The 22390-nt window shown below is 66.8% G+C and carries 22 protein-coding genes and 1 pseudogene; 9 read left to right on the top strand and 14 right to left on the bottom strand.

Going from position 1 to position 22390, the window contains the following annotated elements; translation table 11 throughout:
• The 4 genes and pseudogenes from WS62_RS10175 to WS62_RS10160 all read left to right on the top strand — a co-directional run bounded on the left by WS62_RS10175 (window position 1) and on the right by WS62_RS10160 (window position 2563).
• Window positions 1-882: an ABC transporter ATP-binding protein gene (locus WS62_RS10175; protein WP_066570729.1), complete on the top strand. Its 882-nt coding sequence runs from the start codon at window positions 1-3 to the stop codon at window positions 880-882.
• Complete coding sequence (locus tag WS62_RS10170; protein ID WP_082720844.1) at window positions 879-1646, top strand: ABC transporter ATP-binding protein; 768 nt, start codon at window positions 879-881, stop codon at window positions 1644-1646. Before WS62_RS10175 ends, WS62_RS10170 begins: the two co-directional genes overlap by 4 nt.
• 10 nt (window positions 1647-1656) lie before the next feature.
• Window positions 1657-1788 (top strand): annotated as a pseudogene (locus WS62_RS10165) (LysR family transcriptional regulator); the annotation flags it as partial.
• A gap of 439 nt (window positions 1789-2227) precedes the next feature.
• Window positions 2228-2563 (top strand): type 1 fimbrial protein, encoded by a 336-nt coding sequence (locus tag WS62_RS10160; RefSeq protein WP_066570727.1) that lies wholly within the window; start codon window positions 2228-2230, stop codon window positions 2561-2563.
• 75 nt (window positions 2564-2638) lie between these two features.
• Here the strand turns inward: WS62_RS10160 and gcvA are convergent, their stop codons facing one another.
• The 3 genes from gcvA to WS62_RS10140 all read right to left on the bottom strand — a co-directional run bounded on the left by gcvA (window position 2639) and on the right by WS62_RS10140 (window position 6294).
• Window positions 2639-3511, bottom strand: a complete 873-nt coding sequence (gene gcvA / locus WS62_RS10155; protein ID WP_066570726.1) for a transcriptional regulator GcvA — start codon at window positions 3509-3511, stop codon at window positions 2639-2641.
• A 699-nt stretch (window positions 3512-4210) separates the two neighbouring features.
• Entirely contained in the window at window positions 4211-5098 is an 888-nt protein-coding gene (gene blaPEN-bpc, locus WS62_RS10145) for a PEN family class A beta-lactamase, Bpc-type (protein ID WP_066570724.1), read from the bottom strand.
• Between the two features lie 209 nt (window positions 5099-5307).
• On the bottom strand, window positions 5308-6294 hold the full coding sequence (locus WS62_RS10140; protein ID WP_066570723.1) for a M23 family metallopeptidase: 987 nt from the start codon (window positions 6292-6294) through the stop codon (window positions 5308-5310).
• A gap of 115 nt (window positions 6295-6409) precedes the next feature.
• Here WS62_RS10140 and WS62_RS36220 point away from each other — a divergent pair, with 115 nt between their 5' ends.
• Together WS62_RS36220 and WS62_RS10135 are read left to right on the top strand one after the other, a co-directional pair.
• Window positions 6410-6847: a hypothetical protein gene (locus WS62_RS36220; RefSeq protein WP_156440943.1), complete on the top strand. Its 438-nt coding sequence runs from the start codon at window positions 6410-6412 to the stop codon at window positions 6845-6847.
• 58 nt (window positions 6848-6905) lie between these two features.
• Window positions 6906-7817 carry a LysR substrate-binding domain-containing protein gene (locus tag WS62_RS10135; protein WP_066570722.1) on the top strand — a complete coding sequence of 304 codons (912 nt, stop codon included), beginning with the start codon at window positions 6906-6908 and terminating at the stop codon, window positions 7815-7817.
• A gap of 594 nt (window positions 7818-8411) precedes the next feature.
• On the opposite strand, the gene WS62_RS10125 is transcribed toward WS62_RS10135, so the two are convergent.
• The gene (locus WS62_RS10125) at window positions 8412-9566 is read right to left on the bottom strand and encodes a porin (protein WP_066570720.1); all 1155 of its coding nucleotides are present in this window, start codon (window positions 9564-9566) and stop codon (window positions 8412-8414) included.
• Between the two features lie 425 nt (window positions 9567-9991).
• On the opposite strand from WS62_RS10125, the gene WS62_RS10120 reads away from it, so the two are divergent.
• Entirely contained in the window at window positions 9992-11149 is a 1158-nt protein-coding gene (locus WS62_RS10120; protein WP_066570719.1) for an OpgC domain-containing protein, read from the top strand.
• A gap of 71 nt (window positions 11150-11220) precedes the next feature.
• The gene (locus tag WS62_RS10115; RefSeq protein WP_066570718.1) at window positions 11221-12066 is read left to right on the top strand and encodes an alpha/beta hydrolase; all 846 of its coding nucleotides are present in this window, start codon (window positions 11221-11223) and stop codon (window positions 12064-12066) included.
• Here WS62_RS10115 and WS62_RS10110 read toward each other — a convergent pair.
• Together WS62_RS10110 and WS62_RS10105 are read right to left on the bottom strand one after the other, a co-directional pair.
• Entirely contained in the window at window positions 12038-12985 is a 948-nt protein-coding gene (locus WS62_RS10110) for a delta(1)-pyrroline-2-carboxylate reductase family protein (protein WP_066570717.1), read from the bottom strand. The two genes, WS62_RS10115 and WS62_RS10110, sit on opposite strands and share 29 nt — an antisense overlap.
• A 447-nt stretch (window positions 12986-13432) precedes the next feature.
• Window positions 13433-13831 carry a carboxymuconolactone decarboxylase family protein gene (locus WS62_RS10105; RefSeq protein WP_066570716.1) on the bottom strand — a complete coding sequence of 133 codons (399 nt, stop codon included), beginning with the start codon at window positions 13829-13831 and terminating at the stop codon, window positions 13433-13435.
• Window positions 13832-14246: 415 nt separating this feature from the next.
• On the opposite strand from WS62_RS10105, the gene WS62_RS10100 reads away from it, so the two are divergent.
• A complete protein-coding gene (locus WS62_RS10100; RefSeq protein ID WP_066570715.1) occupies window positions 14247-15143 on the top strand; it encodes an alpha/beta fold hydrolase in 897 nt (298 codons plus the stop codon).
• Window positions 15144-15439: 296 nt separating this feature from the next.
• Here WS62_RS10100 and WS62_RS10090 read toward each other — a convergent pair whose 3' ends face one another.
• From WS62_RS10090 to WS62_RS10055, 8 genes are all read right to left on the bottom strand, one after another.
• Window positions 15440-16549: a potassium channel family protein gene (locus tag WS62_RS10090; RefSeq protein ID WP_066570713.1), complete on the bottom strand. Its 1110-nt coding sequence runs from the start codon at window positions 16547-16549 to the stop codon at window positions 15440-15442.
• A gap of 191 nt (window positions 16550-16740) precedes the next feature.
• A complete protein-coding gene (locus WS62_RS10085; protein ID WP_066570712.1) occupies window positions 16741-18069 on the bottom strand; it encodes an NAD(P)/FAD-dependent oxidoreductase in 1329 nt (442 codons plus the stop codon).
• 189 nt (window positions 18070-18258) lie between these two features.
• Entirely contained in the window at window positions 18259-18498 is a 240-nt protein-coding gene (locus WS62_RS10080; RefSeq protein ID WP_066570711.1) for a hypothetical protein, read from the bottom strand.
• Between the two features lie 2 nt (window positions 18499-18500).
• The gene (locus WS62_RS37365) at window positions 18501-19082 is read right to left on the bottom strand and encodes a hypothetical protein (protein ID WP_066570710.1); all 582 of its coding nucleotides are present in this window, start codon (window positions 19080-19082) and stop codon (window positions 18501-18503) included.
• A gap of 1 nt (window position 19083) precedes the next feature.
• Window positions 19084-19566, bottom strand: a complete 483-nt coding sequence (locus WS62_RS10070) for a glycoside hydrolase family 108 protein (protein WP_066570709.1) — start codon at window positions 19564-19566, stop codon at window positions 19084-19086.
• Window positions 19563-19928: a hypothetical protein gene (locus WS62_RS10065; protein WP_066570708.1), complete on the bottom strand. Its 366-nt coding sequence runs from the start codon at window positions 19926-19928 to the stop codon at window positions 19563-19565. Before WS62_RS10065 ends, WS62_RS10070 begins: the two co-directional genes overlap by 4 nt.
• Complete coding sequence (locus WS62_RS10060; protein WP_226383372.1) at window positions 19925-20131, bottom strand: hypothetical protein; 207 nt, start codon at window positions 20129-20131, stop codon at window positions 19925-19927. Before WS62_RS10060 ends, WS62_RS10065 begins: the two co-directional genes overlap by 4 nt.
• 8 nt (window positions 20132-20139) lie before the next feature.
• Complete coding sequence (locus WS62_RS10055; protein WP_066570707.1) at window positions 20140-22389, bottom strand: phage tailspike protein; 2250 nt, start codon at window positions 22387-22389, stop codon at window positions 20140-20142.
• Window position 22390: the final 1 nt, after the last annotated feature.

Here is a 22390-nt window from a genome sequence, read left to right as displayed (position 1 = left end):
ATGGCTGCTTCCGCCATTTCCCCGGACACGCCGCCGCTCTGCGAGATCGAAGGACTGCAGATCGGCTTTCGCACGCACGACGGCACGCTCGTCGAAGCGGTGCGCGACCTGTCGCTCACGCTCGCGCCGGGCGAGCGGCTCGGCATCGTCGGCGAATCCGGCTCCGGCAAATCGCTGACCGGTCGCGCGCTGCTCGGCCTGCTGCCCGCCGCCGCGCAATGGCGCGCGCGGGCGCTGCGCTTCGACGGCCGCGACCTGCTCACGCTCTCCGCGCGCGAGCGGCGCAAGCTGTGCGGCAGTGCGATGGGCATGATTCTTCAGGACCCGAAGTATTCGCTAAACCCGGTGATGACGGTCGGCAAGCAGATGGCCGAGGCATTCCGGCTGCGCGAGCCCGGCCTGCGCGGCCGCGCGCTGCGCGAGCGGATCGTCGATGCGCTCGCCGCGGTCGAGATCCGCGATCCGGCGCGCGTCGCCGATGCCTATCCGCACGAGCTGTCGGGCGGGATGGGCCAGCGCGTGATGATCGCGATGATGGTGTCGACAGGCCCGCGTCTCCTGGTCGCCGACGAGCCGACGTCCGCGCTCGACGTCGCGGTGTCGATGCAGGTGCTCGCGGTGCTCGACGACATGATCGCGCGCCATCGCACGGGCCTCGTGTTCATCAGCCACGACCTGCCGCTCGTGATGTCGTTCTGCGACCGCGTCGCCGTGATGTACGCGGGGCGCGTCGTCGAAGCATGCGCGGCGCGAGATCTCGTCCACGCGACGCATCCCTATACGCGCGGCCTGCTCGCCGCAACGCCGCCGCTTTCGAATCCGCCCGACGCACTGCCGGTGCTCGAGCGCGATCCGGCGTGGTTGACGGAGGCCGCACGATGAGAAGCGCACCGATGATCGAAGTCCGCGACGTGTCGATCCGCTTTCCGACCCGCACCGGCCACGTCGACGCGGTGCGCGGCGCGAATCTCTCCGTCGGCGCGGGCGAGGCGTTCGGGCTCGTCGGCGAATCCGGCTCCGGCAAGTCGACGCTGCTGCGCGCGCTCACGGGCCTCGTGCCGCTCGCGGGCGGCGCGCTGTCGATCGACGCGCGCGCGATCGAAGGCAAACTCGATCGCGCGTTCCGCCGCGACGTGCAGATGGTGTTTCAGGACCCCTACGCGTCGCTGCATCCGCGCTTCACCGTCGACGAGACGCTGCGCGAACCGCTCGCGATCCATCGGCTGCCGGACGCGGACGAACGGATCGCCCGCGCGCTCGCCGAGGTGGGGCTCGGCCCCGCGTTCCGCTTTCGCTATCCGCATCAGCTATCGGGCGGGCAGCGGCAGCGCATCGCGATCGCGCGCGCGCTGATCGTCGAGCCGCGCGTGCTGCTGCTCGACGAGCCGACGTCGGCGCTCGACGTATCGGTGCAGGCGGAGATCCTGAATCTGCTGAAGCGGCTGCATCGCGAGCGCGGGCTGACGATGATCCTCGTCAGCCACAATCTCGCGGTCGTCGGCTTCCTGTGCAGCCGCGTCGCGGTGATGCGCGACGGCGCGATGGTCGAGCAGCTCGGGATCGAGGACGTGCGCGCGGCGCGCGTCGGCACCGAGTACACGCGGACGCTGCTGCGCGCGACGGAAGGCTATCGGCGAGCGGGCTGACGCGCGCGCGAGACGCAACGGCACGTTGAGCAGCGCCGCGCATTGCTTCATCGACTGTCTGCTTCAGGTGATTCGCCGGCACGCGCGCTCGGCGAAGAAGGAAGACCTCGCGCTGTTCGGCACGTTGACGCGGCTCGTTTGAGGGTTTCTCCGCGCGGGCGTCGCGACGCCCGATGCCCGGCGTGTCGCGCGGCCATCGCGTCGTTCCGGCGGCAGGCGTCATGAGCGAATGCGTCAGCCACCGCACATGGCCGCTTCCAGCGCGAGCACCCCGCGGCGCGAGCAGCGCACTCGCATGCGTCCGTTCGACGCAGCGCCGCCGTGCGCCTTCGCGTCGCGCTCGTCGGCGACGCTCCCATCCGCCGCACGCCCCACATCGCCTTGCATTCGCCGCGTGCCGCTTCTATCTTGAAAGCGTCGGCATCTTTCGAAAGGCACCAACCCGTTCGTTGTTGACGCAACTTTCTAGTCCGTTCACATCAAGTTTTCGCATGCACTGCCGTTTACGCATTTAGCTTCGCAGCGTATCCGCAGCCTGCCGTTCGGAACGTTGCGGGGCACTCATTCGCGTGGAGTACGCTATGCAACGTCCATCGCTCATTGCGTCCAGCCTGCTGGCCGTGTCGATGTTTGCGCTTTCCTCCGCGGCCCACGCCCAGCAGACCGGCATCATCCGCTTCACCGGCATGATCGTCGAGCCGCCGTGCTCGTTCTCGGTCGCAAGCGACGCCAGCGCGCGCGCGCAACTGCAGCCCGCCTGCCCTCGTCCGGCGAAAGGCGCCGTCACGTTCGTCGATCCGCAAAGCGGCGCCGCGCTGCGCACGGTCAGGTTCACCGAGCAGTCGCGCACGATTCCGCTGCCGGCGGGCCAGCCCGGCGACCCGCAGCGCATCGTCGCCGTCGTGTCGTATCTGTAGCGGCGGCCGCGCGGAGCACGTTCGGCACTCGGTATCGCCCGGCGAGATCGCGGCCGGACCGGACGAGCCGTCCGGTCAGTCGCGATTCGCTTCGAGCCACCCGCTGAAACGCTGGATCTTCTGCTGTTGCGCGACGCTGTCCGGATAGACAAAGTAATAGCGCGCCCCCGTCTTCAGCACGATGTCGAGCGGCGTCGCGAGCCGCCGTGCGGCAAGGTCCTCCTCGCTCAACGTCAGGTCGCCCAGCGCGACGCCGAAGCCTTGCGTCGCAGCGCTCGTCGCGAGGTCGAGCGTGTCGAAGCTCGGCCCGCGATCCGGGTCGACGCCGGCCACGCCCGCGTACTTGAGCCAGCGCCGCCAGTCGCGATGATCGCGCGTCGGATGCAGCAGCGTGTGGCGCGCGAGGTCGTCTGCGCGCGCGAGCGGCTTGTCCTTCAGCAGGTCCGGCGAACACACGGGCGTGAGGCGCTCGTCGAAGAGCGGCACGGCCTTCATGTCCGGGCCGGGCGATGTCCCGTAGACGATCGCCGCATCGAACGGCTCGCTCTGGAAATCGACGTCGTGCCGCCAGGTGGTCGTCATCTGCACGTGCAGGTCCGGATGCTCGCGCTGGAACCGCATGATCCGCGGCAACACCCACCGCATCATGCAGGTCGGCACCTTCAGCGCGAGATCGGTGCGTTGGCGCGTGAGCTTCCGTGAAATATCCTCGATCCGCGCGAAGCTCTCGGCGACGACGGGCAGCAGTTGCTCGCCCTCCGCCGTCAGCGTGAGGCCGCGCGCGTGGCGCATGAAGAGCGGAAAACCGTAATGCGCTTCGAGCGATTGAATCTGACGGCTGATCGCGCCTTGCGTCACGCACAGCGCGTCGGCGGCGCGCGTGAAGTTGCGATGGCGCGCGACCGTCGCGAAAATCTGCAGGGCGTTCAAGGGTGGAAGGCGGCGCATGGCGATCGACGGCGGAGCGGAGGCAACACGGACGCGCAGGCGATGCGACGGACGATGCCTGCGGGCAAGCCGTCACGATAAGCGAAATGCGGGCGCTGCGCGAGCGTTCGGAGCACGAAGCGTTTGGCGAGGCAGGACAAGGCGGGGCGGAACGCACGCGACGCGCGGCGTAAACCGCCGCTGCCGCGTGGCTCGTGCGAGCGATGCGGGCCTCGCCGGCTCGCGACGTTATGACAGACAATTCCCGGCGTCGGCGACATGATGCGGATCGTGCGAGAAGGGAAAGCGGCGCCGCCTGATCACGTCGATGAATGTTCGATTCGCCGTCGCCGGCGGCGAGCGGGAAACTCGGCGGTACGAAGCGGCTCGCGCTGCGCACGAACGCGGCGCTGCCCGATCACCGAGGCGAACGTTCGAATCGCCGTCGCCCAACGGGAGGATGCTGCCCGCGCCCGTTCGTGACGCACGTTGCGTGCCTCAGGGCGGCCCGCCTCGCAACGAACACGGCCAAGCGGATCGATCGGCATCGCTTGCATGCCGGCGAGCGCCGAAGCCGGTCACGCGTCGAACTCGCGTCACCGAAACGCCGATGCCCGACGCATCGGCATGGCGCGCACGGCATCGCTCGCACGACGCGTTAAGCCGCCGCCAACCACCCGCACGCCGGGCCCGCCCGAACGGCGTACCCTCGGCGCATCGTCAACCGAATGTCCGCGCGGCGATCCGCGCCGCCGACGCCAGCACGTCGTCGCGCGCCTGCGCATTCTTGTCGCGCATCGTCGTGTAGATGACGATCACGATCGGCGCGCGGTTCGGCGGATACGCGACGCCGATGTCGTTCCCCGTCCCGTAGTCGCCCGTGCCCGTCTTGTCGGCGACGCGCCAGTCGGCCGGCACGCCCGCGCGGATCCGCGCGCCGCCCGTCGTGTTGCCGAGCATCCACGTATCGAGTTGCGCACGTTGCGCGGCGCCGAGCGCATCGCCGACAAGCAGCCGGCGCACGCTCGCGGCCATCGCGGCGGGCGTCGTCGTGTCGCGCTCGTCGCCGGGAATCGCGGTATTCAGTTCGGTCTCCCGGCGGTCGAGGCGCAACGTCGTGTCGCCGATCGAACGCGCATATGCGGTGACGGCCTGCGGACCGCCGAGCAGCGCGATCAGCAGGTTCGCCGCCGTGTTGTCGCTGTACTGGAGCATCGCCGCGCAAAGTTCGGCGACGGTCATCCCATCGCCGACGCGCTTCTCGGTGATCGGCGAATAACTGACGAGATCGCGCTTCGCATATGGAATCCGACGCCGCAGCAACGTGGCGTCACCTGCGCTGCGCGCGAGGATCGCGGCCGACAGCATCGTCTTGAACGTGCTGCAGAACGGAAAGCGCTCGTTGGCGCGATGCGCGATACGCGCGCCCGTCGCCGTGTCGAGCGCGACGAAGCCGAGGCGGCCGTCGAACGACGACTCGAGTTCCCCCAATTGCCGCTCGGCGGCGGCGACGCCGTTCGCGTTGCCACGCAGCGGCGCACATGCGCCGATCAGCGGCGCGAAAACGGCGGCGGCAAGCAGTGAACGGCGTAACGGTGAGTGGTTCATAAGCGGATAGCGAGATGGTGAACGGACGCGAACCGGGCGGCACGGCACTCGCGCACCCGAAATCGCAGCCCAAGAGCGTATCAGTTCTCGCTGTACGAAACCGTGCGGATTTGTGGTCGCTCGCGCGCACGGCGCCGTGCTCGGGCGAAGCGTCAAATTCGCCGCGCATCGCCCGTCTCTCGTTCGCACGCCGCCTGCGTGCGCGATCGCTATCCCTGCTGCCGGCCCGGCAGATACTGCATGGGATTGACCGGCTTGCCGTCGCGCCGCACTTCGAACAGCATCCCCGCGCGCGTGCTGTCGCCGGTGCCCATCTCGGCGATCTGTTCGCCCTGCTGAACGACGTCTCCCGTCTTCACGAGCACCTTGCGATTGTGCGCATACGCGGTCAGGAAATCCGCGTTGTGCTGGACGAGGATCAGCGTGCCGTAGCCGTTCAGGCCCGTGCCCGCATACATCACGCGGCCCGATGCCGCCGCGCGCACCGCGTCGCCCGCACGTCCGACGATCCGGATGCCGCGGTTGCGACCGGGCTGGAACGTTTCGGCGACCGCGCCCTTCGCCGGCCATGCGAGCGCGATCGACTGCGCATGCCGCTTCGTTTCCTGCACGACGCGTCGGTCCGCCGCGCGATCGGCGGCACTTTCGGGCGTCGAAGCCGGCTGCGACGCATCGGCAACCGACGACGACGGATTCGTGCCGCCGGCCGGCGCCGCGCTCGCCCCGCTTGCCGAATCGTTCGTGCGAGCCGCGTCAGCGACATTGCCGGGCGCACGTGCGGAATCGGCGCCGTTCGCCGCCTGCGAGGCGGCCGCGTTTTCCGCGCCGGGCGGCGCGATCCGCAGCACCTGCCCGATGGCGATTCGGGTCCGGCGGCCCATGCGGTTCCAGGCCTGCAGGTCGCGCACCGTGCAGCCGTTCGCGTCGGCGATCGCCGACAGCGTGTCGCCGCGCTTCACGACGTAGCGCGTCGCGACGGACGCCGGCGCGGCGGGCTTGTCCTGATGCTGCGCCGCATCGCCGGCCGGCGGCGCGGCGGCCGCCTGCGCGGCACTCGCCGACGAAGCGGGGGCCGCCGCGCCGGCAAGCGTATCGGTAGGCGTGACAGGCGACGTGGTTGCGCAACCCGCGACGACGAGCGCGGCCGACATGCCGGACAGCCACGCGACACTGCGGTTGATCTCGCTCTTGCTCATGCTCGAGACAACTCCGGTCATTGAATTTTTTGAGCATCTCAAAAATCGCCGCGAGCGCGTGTAACCGGATGCAAGAATGATGACAAAACCGCAGCGAGAATTTCGAAAATAGAAATTGCGCCACCACAAATCCGCAGAAAACGAAATAATTCGCCGATGCGGCATCGATAAGCGCGACTTCGACGCACGGCGCAAAACACGCGTTCGCCCCGTCAAAAATGCCGATCCGAGCCTATTTCGGACGACTGGACGCATTTTTTTGCGCACGGCGTCCGGCGATCCGCACGCGCCGCGCCTCTTCATCCGACGGCGGATTCATGCGCCGAACCCTCCGCGACCGTTCGCATCACAGCTGCGGCGCGAACAGCGTCGAATACGCGAAAGCGGCGCCGCAGCAGAGAAAGAAGATGTGCAATGCGATCTTGAACGCCAGGAGCCAAGACGGGTTGCTTCGCATGCGCGCCTCCGGATCGACGAACGAGCGGTCATGATGCGCGGCAATTCGTCGCACGAAAATGCGGAACCGGCGAAGCGGCTCTCAGGCACAGCCTGAACGCGACGCGCCGCAATCCTGTTACCGTATCGGCCATTACAACGACAACGCAAGCCCCATGCGATTCGACCTGACCGATCTGCGACTTTTCCTGCACGTCTGCGAAGCCGGCAGCATCACGGGAGGCGCCGAGCGCGCGCACATGACGCTGCAATCCGCGAGCGAGCGAATTCGCGGCATGGAAGAAGAACTCGGCGTCCCGCTGCTGCAGCGCGCGAAGCGCGGCACGCGCGCGACCGAAGCCGGCCGCGCGCTCGAGCACCACGCGCGCGTCGTGCTGCAGCAGATCGACCACATGCGCGGCGAACTCCAGCAATTCGGCGCCGGACTGCGCGGCCACATTCGCCTCCTCAGCAACACCGCGGCGCTCAGCGAGTACCTGCCCGACGCGCTCGCCGAATATCTGCCGCGCCATCCGAAGCTGTCGGTGAGCGTCGAGGAGCGCTCGAGTCAGGAGATCGTCCATGCGATCCGCGGCAAGACGGCGGACTTCGGAATCGTCGCCGATTCGGTCGGCCTCGACGGACTCGAGCAGATGCCGTTTCGCGAGGACTGGCTGATCGCCGTCGCGGCGGTCGACCATCCGCTCGCCGCACGCGAGCGGGTCGCGTTCACGGAACTCGTCGACGCCGACTTTATCGGCATGACGGACGGCAGCGCGCTGCAGGTCCACCTCGCCGAACAAGCGAAGGCGCTCGGCAAGCGGATCGACTACCGCGTGCAGTTGAAGAGCTTCGACGCGATCTGCCGGCTGATCGAGCGCGGCGTCGGGATCGGCATCGTGTCGCGCCATGCGGCGCTGCGCGCGCAACAGACGATGCAGATCCGCCTGATCGAACTCACCGATCCGTGGGCGCACCGCCGGCTGACGATCTGTGCACGCAGCTTCGACGAATTGCCGAAATACACGCGCGATTTCATCGCGTTTCTCGCACACGATCCGGGCAAGGGCGAGTCGTTCACGGGTTGATCGGTTGCTCGCCGATTGGCGTTCGCTCGTCGCGGCGCTTCGGCTCGGGGAATCGCTGCGAATCGGTTATGCGCCGCGCCCACCACGCGTGTGGCGCGGCAAGCATCGCTTGATGGACGATCTGCCGGGGCTCGTTCGAGTCGAGCAAATTGTCGGCTGATCTGTGCAGCAAGCAAGCAGAACGCAAAGACGTGGATTCCGCCGCGCTCGATCCGAACCGCCCGGCGGGCGCGAACAGCAAATGCGGTTTGCGGTTTGCGAAGATGCACGGCATTGCGCCGGCGAAAAATCAATACGCACGCGTATCCGCTTGCCGCCGAGGGAAAAATGGAGAGGACTCAAGCGCCGCGTGGCGATACCCAAGCGTTTACCGCGCCCGAAAGACCGACCGAAATGCAATCGCAACTGCACACACCGGCACGCTTTGTGTCGACGACGCAGCAGTCGGTCCGACCAGTTCCGCTGGATGAGCCCAACTTCGCCGGCTGAACCACAGAGTCGTTCAGCCGGCCAAACGAGCCGGCTGAACGCAAGCCGAAGCAAACCGGACGCCGACGGCACGCTCGACCGCGCGCCGCCGCGTGGCCGCCCCGATCAGAACTTGTGGCGGATCGCCGCGCGGACCGCGAACTGGTTCGCCGACGCCGACGGGCCGTCCGTACCGACGACATAGCCGCCGTCCGCGATCGTGCCCGTCTTGTCGCCCGCGACCTTCTGCCATGCGCCTTGCAGGTAGACGTCGGTGCGCTTCGACAGGTTGTAGTCCGCCATCAGGCCGACCGTGTGGTACTTCGGCTTCACGCTGCCCGCGGCCGCGTCGAACTTGCCGTCCGTATACACGTATTGCGCGCCGATGAAGAGCGCCGGCGTCAGCTGGTACTTGCCGTTGATTTCGAAGTTCTGGAACTTCGTCGCGGTCAGGCCGAGGCCCGTGAACGTCGACGACGGCAGATAGACCGTCGAGACCGGATTCTTGATGTCGGCCTTCGTGTACACGAAGCCGACCGTCGCCGGGCCGAACGTGTAGTTGACGCCGCCGCCGAAGATGCGCAGGCGGTCGGCCGTGAAGTTCGCGTCGTTGTCCGCGATCGCGCCGCTCGCGGTCTTGCCCGGGTTGTTCGCCTGCAGGTACGCGGCGGCGAGTTGCAGGCCGCCCATCGTGTACGCGGCGCCGATGCTGTACTGACGGTTGTTCGAGAAGCCGGTCGCGTTGCTGAAGCTGTACGTGCCGCCGACTTGCAGGCCGTTCCAGTCCGGGCTCGCGTACTTGACCGTGTTGTTCACACGGAACGAGTTGTCCGTGTTGTCGTTGTCGAACGGGTGCGAAAACAGCGTGCCGCCCCAGTTGCCGTTCGCGGTCAGCGGCGCGAGGTAGTCGACGACCGAGTCATACTGACGGCCGAGCGTCAGCGAACCGAATTGCGTGTGCGACAGGCCGACGAACGCCTGACGGCCGAACATCCGGCCGCCCTGATTCAGCTTGCCGTTATTCAGATCGAAGCCGTTTTCCAGCGTGAAGATCGCCTTCAGGCCGCCGCCCAGGTCTTCCGAGCCGCGCAGACCCCAGCGGCTGCCTTGCGCGAAACCGCTCGCGAGCTGGTAATTGCTCTTGCCCACGCCGTTGACGTTCACGTTGCTCGTATAGTTGAAGCCCTCGTCGATCACGCCGTACAGCGTGACGCTGCTTTGGGCGAAAACCGGCGCGGCGAATGCGAGCAAAGCGGCTGCGGAAATGACTTGCTTTTTCATTATCAGTATCTCCAGACCTTGTTTTCGACAGCCTCGCACAAGCCAGGCTGCCACGACGCATTTCAAATTTCGGCGCCCCATTTCGGAGCATTTCGAGTGCATCCCGTCTCCGACGGCCCACGTCGCGGGATTGCTGCAATGAAAGAAATACTGTCATGCAAAAAATGCAACGTCCATGTTGGTGCATCACTTTTTTTACATTTCGTTGCGTATTGCCAACTACTGTGTCGGGATTTCGTCAGGATCGTTTGTAACTTCGCGTAAACCCGAAACCCTCGCCTTCGATGGCACAATGCGCGACCATCGTTGTCTGAATCCGATCATGTAGCGATGCCGCCCCCCATCATGCGCACCTTGTCCGTCCCCGTTTTCGCCGTTCCAGCCTCGCACCGCGTCCGTCGCGCGTCGCGCGCACGCGACGCCGCATGAACGCCGCGCCGGCCCAACGCTACGCCGAGCTCGACTTCTTCCGCGGTCTCGTGCTGCTCGTCATCGTCGTCGACCATATCGGCGGCAGCATCCTGTCGCGCGTCACGCTGCACGCGTACGCGCTCTGCGACGCGGCCGAGGTGTTCGTCTTCCTCGGCGGCTTCGCGACCGCGATCGCGTACAACTCGCTCGCCGCGCGCCACACCGAGGCCGCCGCGCGCCAGCGCTTCGTCAAACGCGCGTTTGAAATCTACCGCGCGTTCCTGTTCACGGCCGGCCTGATGCTCTTCATCACCGCAGTGCTGAACGCATTCGCGATCGATGCGCCGAACATGCCGACCAACGATCTCGAAGGGCTGCTGCACGCGCCGCTCGCCGCGCTTCGCGACATCCTGCTGCTCAGGCGTCAGCCGTATCTCGCGTCGGTGCTGCCGATGTACGCGTTCTTCGCGCTTCTCGTGCCGCTCGCGCTGCCCGTCGCGCGCAGCCGCGGGTGGTGGCTGCTCGTCGTCGCAAGCGCGGCGCTGTGGCTCGCCGCGCGCAAGATCGCCGGCTATCTGCCGACCGCCGACGGCGTGCCGTGGGACTTCAATCCGTTCGCGTGGCAGTTCCTGTTCGTGCTCGGCATCGTCGCGCGCTGCCAGCCGATCTATCAGGTGCTCGCGCGGCGGCCGGTCGGCTGGTTCGCGACCGCGGCCGCGATCGTCGTCGTCGCGGCGGGCGCGTATTACCGGCTGCGCATCGAGCCGTTCCCGACCGACCCGTCGATCAAGCAGAACCTCGGCCCGCTGCGGCTCGCGAACTTTATCGCGATCGCATGGCTCGCCGCGAAGCTCGTCCATCTCGGCTGGATGCATCGCATCGCGCAAGCGATGCCGTGGATCGGCACGATCGGCCGGCAGGGGCTGCTCTGCTTCGTCGCCGGCACGGGCATCTCGCTGTCGGTCGATTCGCTGCTGTACGCGGCGACGGACGGCTACCTGAATCTGCCGCTCGGACTCGTCGCCGATGCGGCGGCGGTCGGCCTGCTGTACGTCGTCGCGAAGCTGTACGCGCCGCTCGTCGCCCGGATGTCGGGCTTCGTGCGGCAATCGCGGCTGTTGCAGCCGTTCAGGCCGCCAGTGCGGCCGCCGCTGCGTCGGCCGAGGCGCTGACGCCGAAAAACCCGCACACGGCTGTCATTCGCTGCTGCTAGCATATCGGCGCCCATACCAATTACGCCGTCATGCGCCGATTCGTTTTGTTTCTCGCCGCGCTGCTCGCCGCCGCGCTCCCTCTCGCCGCGCACGCGGCGCCCGTCAGCAGCATCGCCACCCGCACGTTCCGCTCGCAAGCGCTGCACCGCGACTGGTCGTACACCGTCTACCTGCCGGCGGGCTACAACCCGGAGGGCGCGCGCTATCCGGTGCTATACCTGCTGCACGGCAACGCCGGCAACGCGAACGACTGGATCACGCTGGGCCGCCTGCAGCTCACCGCCGACGCGCTGATCGAGCGCCGGGACATTCCGCCCGTCGTGATCGTGATGCCGCAAGGCGGCACCGACTGGTACGTCGACCGCAAGGAGAAGATGCAAAGCGCATTCCTCGACGACCTGATTCCCGATGTCGAAGCGCACTACGCGGTGTCGAACCAGCGCGCGGGACGGGCGATCGGCGGCGTGTCGATGGGCGGCTACGGCGCGCTGCGCTTCGCGTTCCTCGAGCCCGAGCGCTTTTGCGGCGCGATGCTGCTGAGCCCCGCGATCTACGCGAACGAGCCGCCCGCGAGCTCCGCCGCGCGCTACGTCGGCGTGTTCGGCGACAAGCAGTTCGATCCGAAGGTCTGGCACGAGCTCAACTACCCGGCGCTGTGGCGCAGCTATTTCGCGCAGCCGCTGCGGCTGCGGATGTTCATCGCGGCGGGCGACGACGACCTGTCGATCCAGGCCGAGTCGAGCGTGCTCTACACGAGCCTGCGGCGCGCGCAGAATCCGGCCGCGCTGCGGATCGTCGACGGCGCGCACACGTGGGACGTGTGGCGGCGCCTGATCGGCCCGGCGCTCAGGTACACGCTCGAGTGCGTGAAGTGAGCGCGACGCGGCACGCGGCGAGATCCCAGGCTGCGCAGCCGACGCTCTTGAAGAACACCGGCGTGCCCGGTGCGGCTTCGGCGGATGCGAGCGCAGCCGCTTCTTTCGCGCGCAGCGCGTCGGCAAGCGAATGCACGCGCATCCAGTCGACGCCCGCGGCGATCAGATCGCCCGCCTCGTGGCGCGCGCCCGCCGGATCGTCGACGTAGAGCGCGCTTGCTGCGATCGTCCGCGCGCCGACCTCGGCCGCGCCGGGCGTAAACGCGCCGACGCCGACGACGAGCCGCCCCGCCCGCGCCGCTTCGTCGTAGACGGGGGTCGCGCTCGTCGTCGACGTGATGATCGCATCGAGCGTATCGGGCAGCGCGTCGCCGCCGATCGGCTCGAGCGTCGGCAGTACCGCGCGCAATCGCTCGCAGAACGCCGCCGCTTGCTCGGGCGTACGCGCCTTCACGCGCACCCGCAAGCTGGGAAACAGCGCGGCGAGCGCGGCGACATGATGCGCGGCCTGCGTGCCGGTGCCGATCAGCAGCACGTCGCGCGGCGCGGCGGGCAGGAACGTGCGGATCGCGAGCAGCGTGACCGCGGCCGTCCGGCGGCCGGTGACGGTCGGGCCGTCGAGCGCGAAGAGCGGCTCGCCCGTCATCGGATCGAAGACACCCACCTGTCCCTGGATCGTCGGCAGACCGCCGCCGCGATTGCGCGGACACACGGTCACGAGCTTGTGAATCGCGAGATCGGACGCCGACGCGGGCATCGACAGCATCACGCCGCCTTCGTTGAGCGGCACGACGAGCCGCGCCGGGCTCGCGATCCGGCCGTCGGCTGCGTCGAGCGCGGCCGTACGCAATGCATCCACCAGCTCGGCGAACGGCGTCAGTCGCGCCGTCTGCGCCGCGTCGAAAACCGCTGTCGTCATCGTTTGTCCTCTTGAAGGGAGCCGTCGGCTTCGGGTTCGTGGGTCCGTTCGGGGGCTTTGCTGGTTGTTCGGTGTTGCTCTTCGGCTTCGTGCTCTTGCGGCGTCGATCAGTCGTCTCGGCTGCTTGGCTACTTGGCTGCTTGGCTGCTTGGCTACTTGGCTGCTTGGCTACTTGGCTGCTTGGCTACTTGGCTACTTGGCTACTTGGCTACTTGGCTACTTGGCTACTTGGCTACTTGGCTACTTGGCTGCTCGGCTGCTCGGCTGCTCGGCTACTCGGCTGCTCGGCTGCTCGGCTACTCGGCTACTCGGCTACTCGGCTACTCGGCTACTCCAGTATCGACGATCAGCGATGATCCGCAAGCAGACGACCGCCGCCGCCGTCGCGGCCGGTCGGCGCTGCCGCGAGCCCGATGCGCGATTCCGGCGACGCGGCGCACGTCGCCGTCATTCGCCGTCATCGGGCACGCCGAGCCCCATCGCATCGATCACTTCGCGCGCATTGCGGAACGCCTCGACGGCCGCGGGCGCGCCCGCGTACAGCGCGCTGTGCAGCAGCACCTCGCGGATCTCGACGAGGCTCGCGCCGTTGTTCAGCGCGCCGCGGACGTGCCCCTTGAGCTCGTGGCCGCGGCCGAGCGCCGCCAGCATCGCGCACGTGCACAGGCTGCGCGTCTTCAGATCGATGCCGCCGCGCCGCCACGTGCTGCCCCACGCATGCTCGTTCAGCCAATCCTGCAACGGCCGCGAAAAGCCGTCCAGGTCGCTCATCGCACGCTCGACGAAGGCGTCGCCCATCACCTGCGTCCGGCGCGCCTTGCCCTGCTCGCGGTCTGCTTCGCTCATGCTGCTCTCCTCTCTTGAAAGGGATGCTCGTAGTGGATTCCGGGTCGGCTCAGATGCTACACGGCTTCGATCCCGGCGCCGGCGCTTCGCGGTCGAGGTTTTCCCCCATTGCGGGGCCCCCTTGGCGGCGCGCTTGCGTCCGGCGCGCCGCCAGATGTCGCGAAAGCAAATTCCGGATGGTCAATGAGTCACATCACGAATATCCAGTAGGCAAATCGACAGCCGCAGCCTAGACTCATTCGATGCCGCGCGCTGCCGGCGCCCTGCGCCCATCGCCGCGCCCCCGTGCGACGACGGGCGAACGCCCGTGCAAGCGCACGCCGCACGGGCCGACGACGACGGCTTGCGCATTGCGTCGCGCGTCGCGCGAGTGCCGAAGACAAGTTATCGAAGACATAAATCAGGAGATTCGACCTTGGATGATGCCGATGCGCGCCGCGTGACTTCGTTCAGTCACGAAGGATTGACTTTCGACGTCGTCGATACGGGCCCGATCGACGGCAAGATCATCGTGCTGCTGCACGGCTGGCCGCAGACGGCGAAGTGCTGGGCGCGCGTCGCGGCCGCGCTGAACGCCGACGGCTACCGGACCGTCGCGCCGAACCAGCGCGGCTACTCGCCGGGCGCACGCCCGCATCGGGTCGCCGCGTACCGGATGCCGCACCTCGTCGGCGACGTCGTCGCGCTGATCGAGCGGCTCGGCGGCGGCCCGGTCCACGTCGTCGGCCATGACTGGGGGGCGGCCGTCGCCTGGGCGCTCGCCGCCCAGCACCCTGCCGCGGTGCGCACGCTGACGACCGTGTCGGTGCCGCACTCGGGCGCGTTCATGCGCTCGATGCTGAGCAGCGACCAGTTGTTCCGCGCGTACTACATGGGCCTCTTCCAGTTGCCGAAGCTGCCGGAGCTGTTCGTCACGCGCGGTCGCAAGCTGTTCGAGAAAATGCTGATGCGCACCGGGATGACGCGCGACGAAGTGGACGCCGTCTATACCGACATCGTCGACGCGGGTGCGCTGACGACGTCGCTCAACTGGTACCGCGCGATCGCGCTGACGCCGCCCGGCTATCTGTCCCGCAAGGTGTCGGTGCCCGTGCTGCACATATGGGGCGCGCGGGATGCGGCGTTGTCGCGGCGCGGCGCCGAGCTGGCGCGGCACTTCGTGAGCGGCCCGTACCGGCTCGAGGTGCTGCCGCACGCGACCCACTGGATTCCCGAGCACGACGCCGACAAGCTCGCCGCGCTCATACGCGAATCGATCGCGATGCGGCCTGACGCAGCGCCCGGCGATCTCGCCGCCGCGCCGGCGAACTGACCGTCAATCTCGGATCGGCCGATTCGCGCCAAGTCCGGAACAGCGCGCGTGCTCACGTGAGGCGCGGCGGCGAGTCGATCGGCGCGCGACGCTTCTGCACGCGTGCGTCGCGCATCGCCTCGACCGCGCCGGCGCCTCGGCCAATGGTCGGCGAACCGTTCCGCCGCCGAACGACCCGACGAAGCATCGGCGATTCGGCGCATCGGGACATCACGAGACTCGCAACGCGAGACTCGCGCGCCGCCAACCGCGCACGCACGCGCGCCGGGCCGGACACCCGTTCCCGCCGCGCGCGCTCAGTCCGCCACGTCGATGCCCGCCCGCTCCATCGCCCGCGTCGACTGGATCACGACGAGCGTATCGCCCGCCTCGATCCGGCACGGCGGATCTTCGTAGAACGACAGGATCTTGCCCGCGCGATCCAGCCCGACGACGAGCGCGCCCATCACCCCGTTCGACATGCAGCCGATCTCGTGCGCGGCGGCCGGCCGCTCGACGAGCGTCGCGCGGCCGCGCGTCGACAGCATGTCGTTGACGAACGGCACGATGTAGCGGCTCTCGACCGCATCGGCGAGCAGCAGCGCGCCGATCTTCGTCGACGACACGATCACGTCGGCGCCCGCCTGCCGCAATTGCCGCTGGTACAGGTTCTCCTGGATGCGCACGACGATCTTCGTATCGGGCGCGATGCTGCGCACCGACAGCGTGAGTAGGATCGCGGTCGGATCGTCGGTGACCGAGATGATGACCGCCTTCGCGCTGCGCACCTGCGCCTGCTGCAACAGATCCTCCTGCGCGGGATCGCCGCAGAGGCCCGTCACGCCGAGCGCCGCGGCCGCCTCGAGCGCCGGCTCCTGCGAGTCGATGACGATCAGCGTCGCCGGATCGACGCCGCTTTCGAGCAGCTCGCGCACGGCGATCGAGCCGCTCAGCCCATAGCCGCAGATCACGACGTGATCGCGCAGGTTCTTTTGCAGGCGCTTCATGCGGAAGTCCTCGATGACTCGTTGAATCACGAATTGATAAGCGGTACCAAGAAAGATGAACCAGATGCCGATGCGGATCGGCACGATGAAGAACGCATCGATGAGGCGCGCACGCGCGGTCACGGGCACGATGTCGCCGTAGCCGACCGTCGCGACCGTGACCATCGTGAAATAGACGAGGTCCGCGATGCTCATCGGTGCGCTCTTCGTCGAGTCGCGCAGGCCGTCGCGATCGAGATACAGCACGAGGAACGCGAGCATGCACAGCCCGATCACCAGTGCGAAGCGAAACAACAGCGTGCGCAGCGGCGACGCGGCGGGCCGCGTGAACAGCGTGCGCGGCCGCGGCGCCGTCCATGGCGTGCGCGCCTTGCGCAGGCGAAAGCGCAGCGACTTGCGGTAATCGGTTGGCGACGCCAATGATTTTCTCCAGAATCGGGCGTCGCGATTTTACGCTGCCGGACGGCGACGCGCGCGGCGGAAACCGTCGTCGCGCGCCGCACGTCGTGCTCGAACGCGCGCAATTTGACGATGTTTGACGCCCGCCGCATCGCCGGCATCGCCCGCAGCGGCGCGGCTGTCATGCTCGCCGTCGCGAACGGTCATCGACGCTACAGCATGCTTCTCGGCCGCCGCATCGTCCCGTCGACGAAACGCGCCGCGCGAAACGCGGACAGATCGATCGACGTCGCGCCGGTATCGGCCCACTCGGCGAGCAAGCGGCCGACGATCGGCCCCATCGCGAAGCCGTGCCCGCAGAACCCCGTCGCGATCGCGAGTCCGTCCGGCGCGCGCGGCGCGTCGATGACGGGAATGCCGTCGGGCAGCACGTCGATGAGGCCCGCCCACGCCTCGACGATCTGCGCGTCGCGCAGCGCCGGAAAAATCGTCTTCAGCTTCGCGAGCGCGCGCGGCGCATGCGCGGGATTCGGCTGCGGATTCGGATCGCGCGGCTCGATCGCGGGCGTACCGCCTGCGATCCGCGTCGTCAGATCGCGCCACGCCGCGCCGTTCAGATGAAAGCGGAATTTCTCGCGCTGCGTCCAAAGTTCGGGCAAGAAGACGCTCAGTCCGCGCAGGTGGCCGAGCGTGACGTCGACGTCGACCTGCATGTCGTCGGCGAGGTTGATCGCGCCGTTCGCGCGCTGCCGGATGCCGAGGCCGTGTCCCCAGATCGTCGACGCGGACACGGCGGGCAACGCGTTCGTGCGCATGCAGGTACCGCGCACCGCCTGCTGCGGCAGCCGGATGCCGACGCCGTCGAGCAGGCGAAAGCTCGTCGCGCCGGCCGCGCAGATCACGCGCCGCGCCTTCACGACGCCGCGCTCGGTCGCGACGCCCGTCACCGCGCCGCCCGACGTGTCGATCGCGGTCACGCCGCAGCCTTCGAAGAAGCGCGCACCGGCCTCGACCGCGCGTGCGGCGAACGCCGCGGCGACGCGGCGCGGCTCGGCCTGGCCGTCGCTCGCCGTGTAGAGGCCGCCGAGCGCGGGCGCGGCGAGGCCGCTCACGTGCGCGTCGAGTTCCGCGCGCGTGAGCGTGCGTGTGTCGAGCCCGTGCGCGCGTGCGACGTCGATCCATTGCACGAACGACGCCCAGTCGTCGTCGTTGTCGGCAAGATAGAGGCAGCCGCCCTGCCGCCATTCGAGATCGGCGCCGAGCGCGCGCTCGAGGCCTTCCCACAGGCGTATGCCGGCCATCATCAGCGGCACCTCGGCGGCCTCGCGGCCCTGCTGGCGCACGAAACCCCATGCGCGCGTCGATTGCTGTCCCGCAATGCGGGATTTGTCGAAGACGACCGCCTTTATTCCACGCAACCCGAGATAATAGGCGGCCGCGCAGCCCATGATGCCGGCGCCCGCGATCACGACGTCGGCTTGCGTGGGAAACGGTTCGTCGGCGCGCGCGAGCGTCTTGTGAAGCGGATAGGTCGTGGTCATATCGGAAGTTCTGGCGAAAACGCCATCGGCGAAAACCCGTCACAGTAACCTCACGAAATGCCTTTCGCAATCGCCAATTTCTATTTTTAATCAATGGCTTGCAATTGGAATATGTGTCCCTCATAGCATGCCAGTTGTGACATGTGTTGGTCAATCAAATCAACGGCTTACATATGGGTTTTGAACACATCACTCGCCGTCCGGGATCACCGCATCATCCCCAATCGTCGACGTCAGCGCGTTGTCGCAATGGCTCTTGCTGATCCGGTCTAGGAACCGACAGAGCACGCAGCCCCACCAGCGCCCGGCATTGCGCGCCTTCGCCGCGCGCTCACTGATCGTCTCGTTCGGGGAGCCGCCGAACAGCGTGTTGCCTGCCTCATCGAGCAGCACTAGCCAGTTCAGCAGATAGCGTCCGATCTTGCGCATGCTCAGCCCCGATTGTCAGTTGGAGTGGTCGGGTTCGCTTGCATCTTCCCGCGGAAATAGCTGGCGATCCCAAGCACGGGCGCCATCGTCGCCATGACGGCCGCTTCCGAGCCGAGCATCCCCGGAAGTTGTCCAAGGATCGATGGATTGGCGTGGAAGGCCATGACGCCGATATAGGCGCCCCCGACGGTCATCCCGCTCAGCAGCCCGAGCAAGCCGAAGCAGAAGCCAACGAATGGGCGCCAGCTGTACGTAGGCCAGTGATCCGCCTTCGCCTCGACCTGCATCGTCTGGTTGACCGCCGCGGTATCTGCGGTATCTGCGGCGAGCTCGGCCTTGGTGACGTCGGCGGCGATCTGCGCCATCTCGACCTGAGACTCGACGATCTTCGTCTGAAACTGCATGGCAAGGTTCGGATCGGCCTGGATGGCGGCGAGCGCGGCGTCCGGCGCCGAAGTGCCCGTCACGGCTTGGGCGACGCCTACGACCTTTTGGGCGACGTTCGCCGCGCTCGAGCCGCCGAGCCAGCCGGCGATCATGGGCGCGAACTGAGCGAGCGCCATCGCGATCGGAATGAGCGGCATGTCAGGATGCTCCTTTCAAGAGATTGGCCGAAGTGCGGTGAATCCAGCCGCGACCGAAGGTGGGCCAAGGCTTGCACGCCGTGAGGTAGTTCTGGCGGACGGCGATGAAGCGCATGATGAAGCGCGGGACGTCCGCGGCCTTCACCGCGGCGATCGTCGCGGGGCCGAGAATGCCGTCGGCATGCGCGCCGGCCGCCTGCTGCATCCAGAGCACGGCATGGCCGCCGTTGTAGTTCGCATCGAGCAGTTGGAATCCGATGCGCGGGTCGTACTCGTCGCAGTGCAGCGGGTCCCAATAGAGCTTTTTCGCGATGGCCTTCGCAGTCTCGCGCGGAAGGTCCCGCATCGCGCCCGTGTAGCCCGACGCTCTTGCAACTCTCGCCGTCACTCCGTACATTGTTTCTTGACCTGGATCAGCGGGATTGTTGCTATATCCGCTTTCATTCCCGATCAACGCCTCGAACGCATCATCGAAACTGCTCATGACGCATCCCCCACGATCTTCGCCGGAATCGGCGCGTCTTCGTCGCGCAGGTAGACCGTGCATGTGCGATGGAAGCCGTCCGCGATCAGGAGCCGCCCGTCGGCACGCACCAGCAGGATCGGCGACAGCTTCTTGCCGTCCTCGATCTTCTTCAGGTTGTGCGCGATATGGCTGTTGTGCTCGCCGAGCACTTCCAGCCCGGAGGCGCGGATGATGTCCTTCGCCTTCCATTCGGATACGGGCGCCGCGCGCAGCGCATGGACGAGATCCGCGGCACGCTCGAGCGGGAAATGCAGCGACAGGTACGAGAGCGCGGCCGAATAGTCGTGTTGCTCGGGTTCGTCAAGCCAATGGATTTTCATTGCTCGCGCTCCGCTCGGGGGAACAGATGATCGCGGATCTGCAAAATCAGCACGACGATCGTCAGAAGACCGACCCACCACGAGATATTGTGGCCGTTCAGCCAGTTCCAGAACGTCACGATGCCGCCCATCGGAACCGCCGCCGAAGAAGTGGCGTTTGCGACAGCACTGGCCGCATTGCCGATCATTTCCTTGCTCATCATTTCCCCTGTTACCCTGCCGTATCCATCGTCATTTTCAGCAGCCCATACACAGCGCTGTCCGGGCCCGTGATCGTCACCGTCGAGCCCGAGAAGGTCGCATAGCGCGATGTGCTGGTCGTGAGGCCGCTGCCCGATCCGCTGCCGTTGTCGCTATAGATCTTCACCGCGCCCGCGTCATACGTGATGTTGTAGAGGTTGCCGAAGTTGCCGTCGACGCAGCCAAGCGAGCCGCGCCCCCAGTTCAGCGGAGGCGTGTTGCCCTTCAGCGCCGAAATCGTGTTCAAGTCGACCGACACCGACGTGCCGGTGTTGTTCTCGTTGACGAGAATGTTCAGCACCTGGTTGCGGTAGATCGGATACGCGTTCGCGGTACTGTCCATCCCGCCGTTGACTTGCGGTGATTCCGAGAACGTGTTTTCCTCGACGTAGGCCGGAATCGCGCTCACGAACGGATCATGCAGGAACGCGAACGTGCCGCAGTTCTTGAAGATGTTGTTGCTGATGGTCGGACTGTTCGTGATCGCGATATCGGTGTAATAGCGCAACGCGTAGTTGGTGTTCTTCGTCACCTCGTATTCGATCGTGTTGCCTTCGAACAGACCGAGGTCGCAGTTCTTGAAGATGTTTTCGAGCGCGGACGAAGCACCGAGGCCGTGGAAGTTGTTGGCCTGGATCTTGATGTTGTACGCGCGGTTGATCCGATATAGCGTTCCTTGGCTCGTGAACGTATTGCCTACGATCGACACGCCGCAGTTGGTCGCGCCCAAGTCGTCCACATACAACGCCGTCATCGGCGCTTGCGCATAGACGTTGTTACCGTTGAACGAGATGGCTTCCTGACCGGCTGTCGCCGTTACCACGCGGATGCCGCCCGCGGACGCATTGCAGGGTGTTGCCGTGCGCGCCACGCCGGCCTGATAGGTCGCCGACCGAATCACGTTGTTGCCGGTGAACGAGCACGACGTCGGTACGCGCCCCGAACCGGTGCCGTTGCCGAACCAGGTCAGCTCGCCGTTGCAGCACGAGCCCACCGTGTTACCGGTCGCCAGGCAGTTGATGCCGCCTTCCATGTCGACACCGACGTCGCCGCAGTTCGTCACGGCATTGCCGGAGATCAGGCAGCTCGCGCAGTCGGTGATGAAGATGCCGCCCGCGCCGACGACATCGATGATGTTGTTTTCCCAGTTCGAGAACGCGCACTGCCAGCCTTCCATGCCATCGCTGCCGGGCGCGTACATGATGGTGTTCTCGCTCGCATGCAGATACTGCGAGCTCGTGCTCATCGTTCCCTGGCAATTGCCGGTGTTGGAGATGACGCATTTACTGATGCGGTTGCGGGAGAAATTGAACGTCCCGACGCCGCCCGCGTTGAAGTTGGCGCCGAAGATCCAAATGTCGTTCGTGCATGCGCCGTCACCGTTCAGCAGCACCGATTGACCTTGGTGCGCGGAACCCCATGGGCCATAGGCCGGCATGTTGTTCAGCGCAGTCAGCTTCGAGCCTTCGCCATTGCCGAAGAGTCGCACGCCGGACGGCACGACCAGATAGGTCGAAATCGCCGAGTTCACCATGTGGCGCACGGCGACCGCGCCGCAATTGAGCGCCTTCTGAATCGCGGCACTATCGTCGGTTACGCCGTCGGCATGCAGCCCGGCCTGACGCGTATCGACGACGCGCATGTCTTCAGCGTACCAGCGTGTCCCGTCGGTGCCGACGATCAGCGTCACGCCATTGTCCGCGGACGTGGTATCGGCATAATTTGCCCAGAAGCGATTGGAGCCGCCGTCAGTGACGGCGACCGCGCCCTCCGTCTCTGCAAGGCTGTAGAGCTTGCCCGAGAGAGCCCGCAATGCGTTGAGATGCGGCACGACGCGCCGCATGCGCAGCTTGAACACCTGGTCGAGCGTGGTGCCGTCGAAGCCGATCAGCGCGGCCCCGCCCGCGCCATTTTCGTCCATCAACTGGTTGGTATAGTTCGGAATCGACAGCACCAAATTTCCGTCGCTGTCGTTCACCAGCAGCGAATACGACGCGCCGCTGACGTACACCGTCTGAGGCGATCCGTTGAGCTCGATGAAGCCGTTGTTCACCGATAGCGGCTGCTGCATCGGGATCGTCATCGCGGCGTCCTGATACACCGTCACCGGGTTCGTCACCGGATCCGTATTCGCGACCCCGACATAGATCGAGCCATCTTGCAGCGGCAGGCCCAACAGGTCGGGAAAGAACACGACCGGATCGATCACCATGTTGCCCATG

Source organism: Burkholderia sp. ABCPW 14, from assembly GCF_001523835.1.
GTDB lineage: Bacteria > Pseudomonadota > Gammaproteobacteria > Burkholderiales > Burkholderiaceae > Burkholderia > Burkholderia mayonis.
The sequence above is the reverse complement of the archived record's forward strand: the minus strand, read 5'-3'. Positions and strand labels throughout refer to the sequence as shown.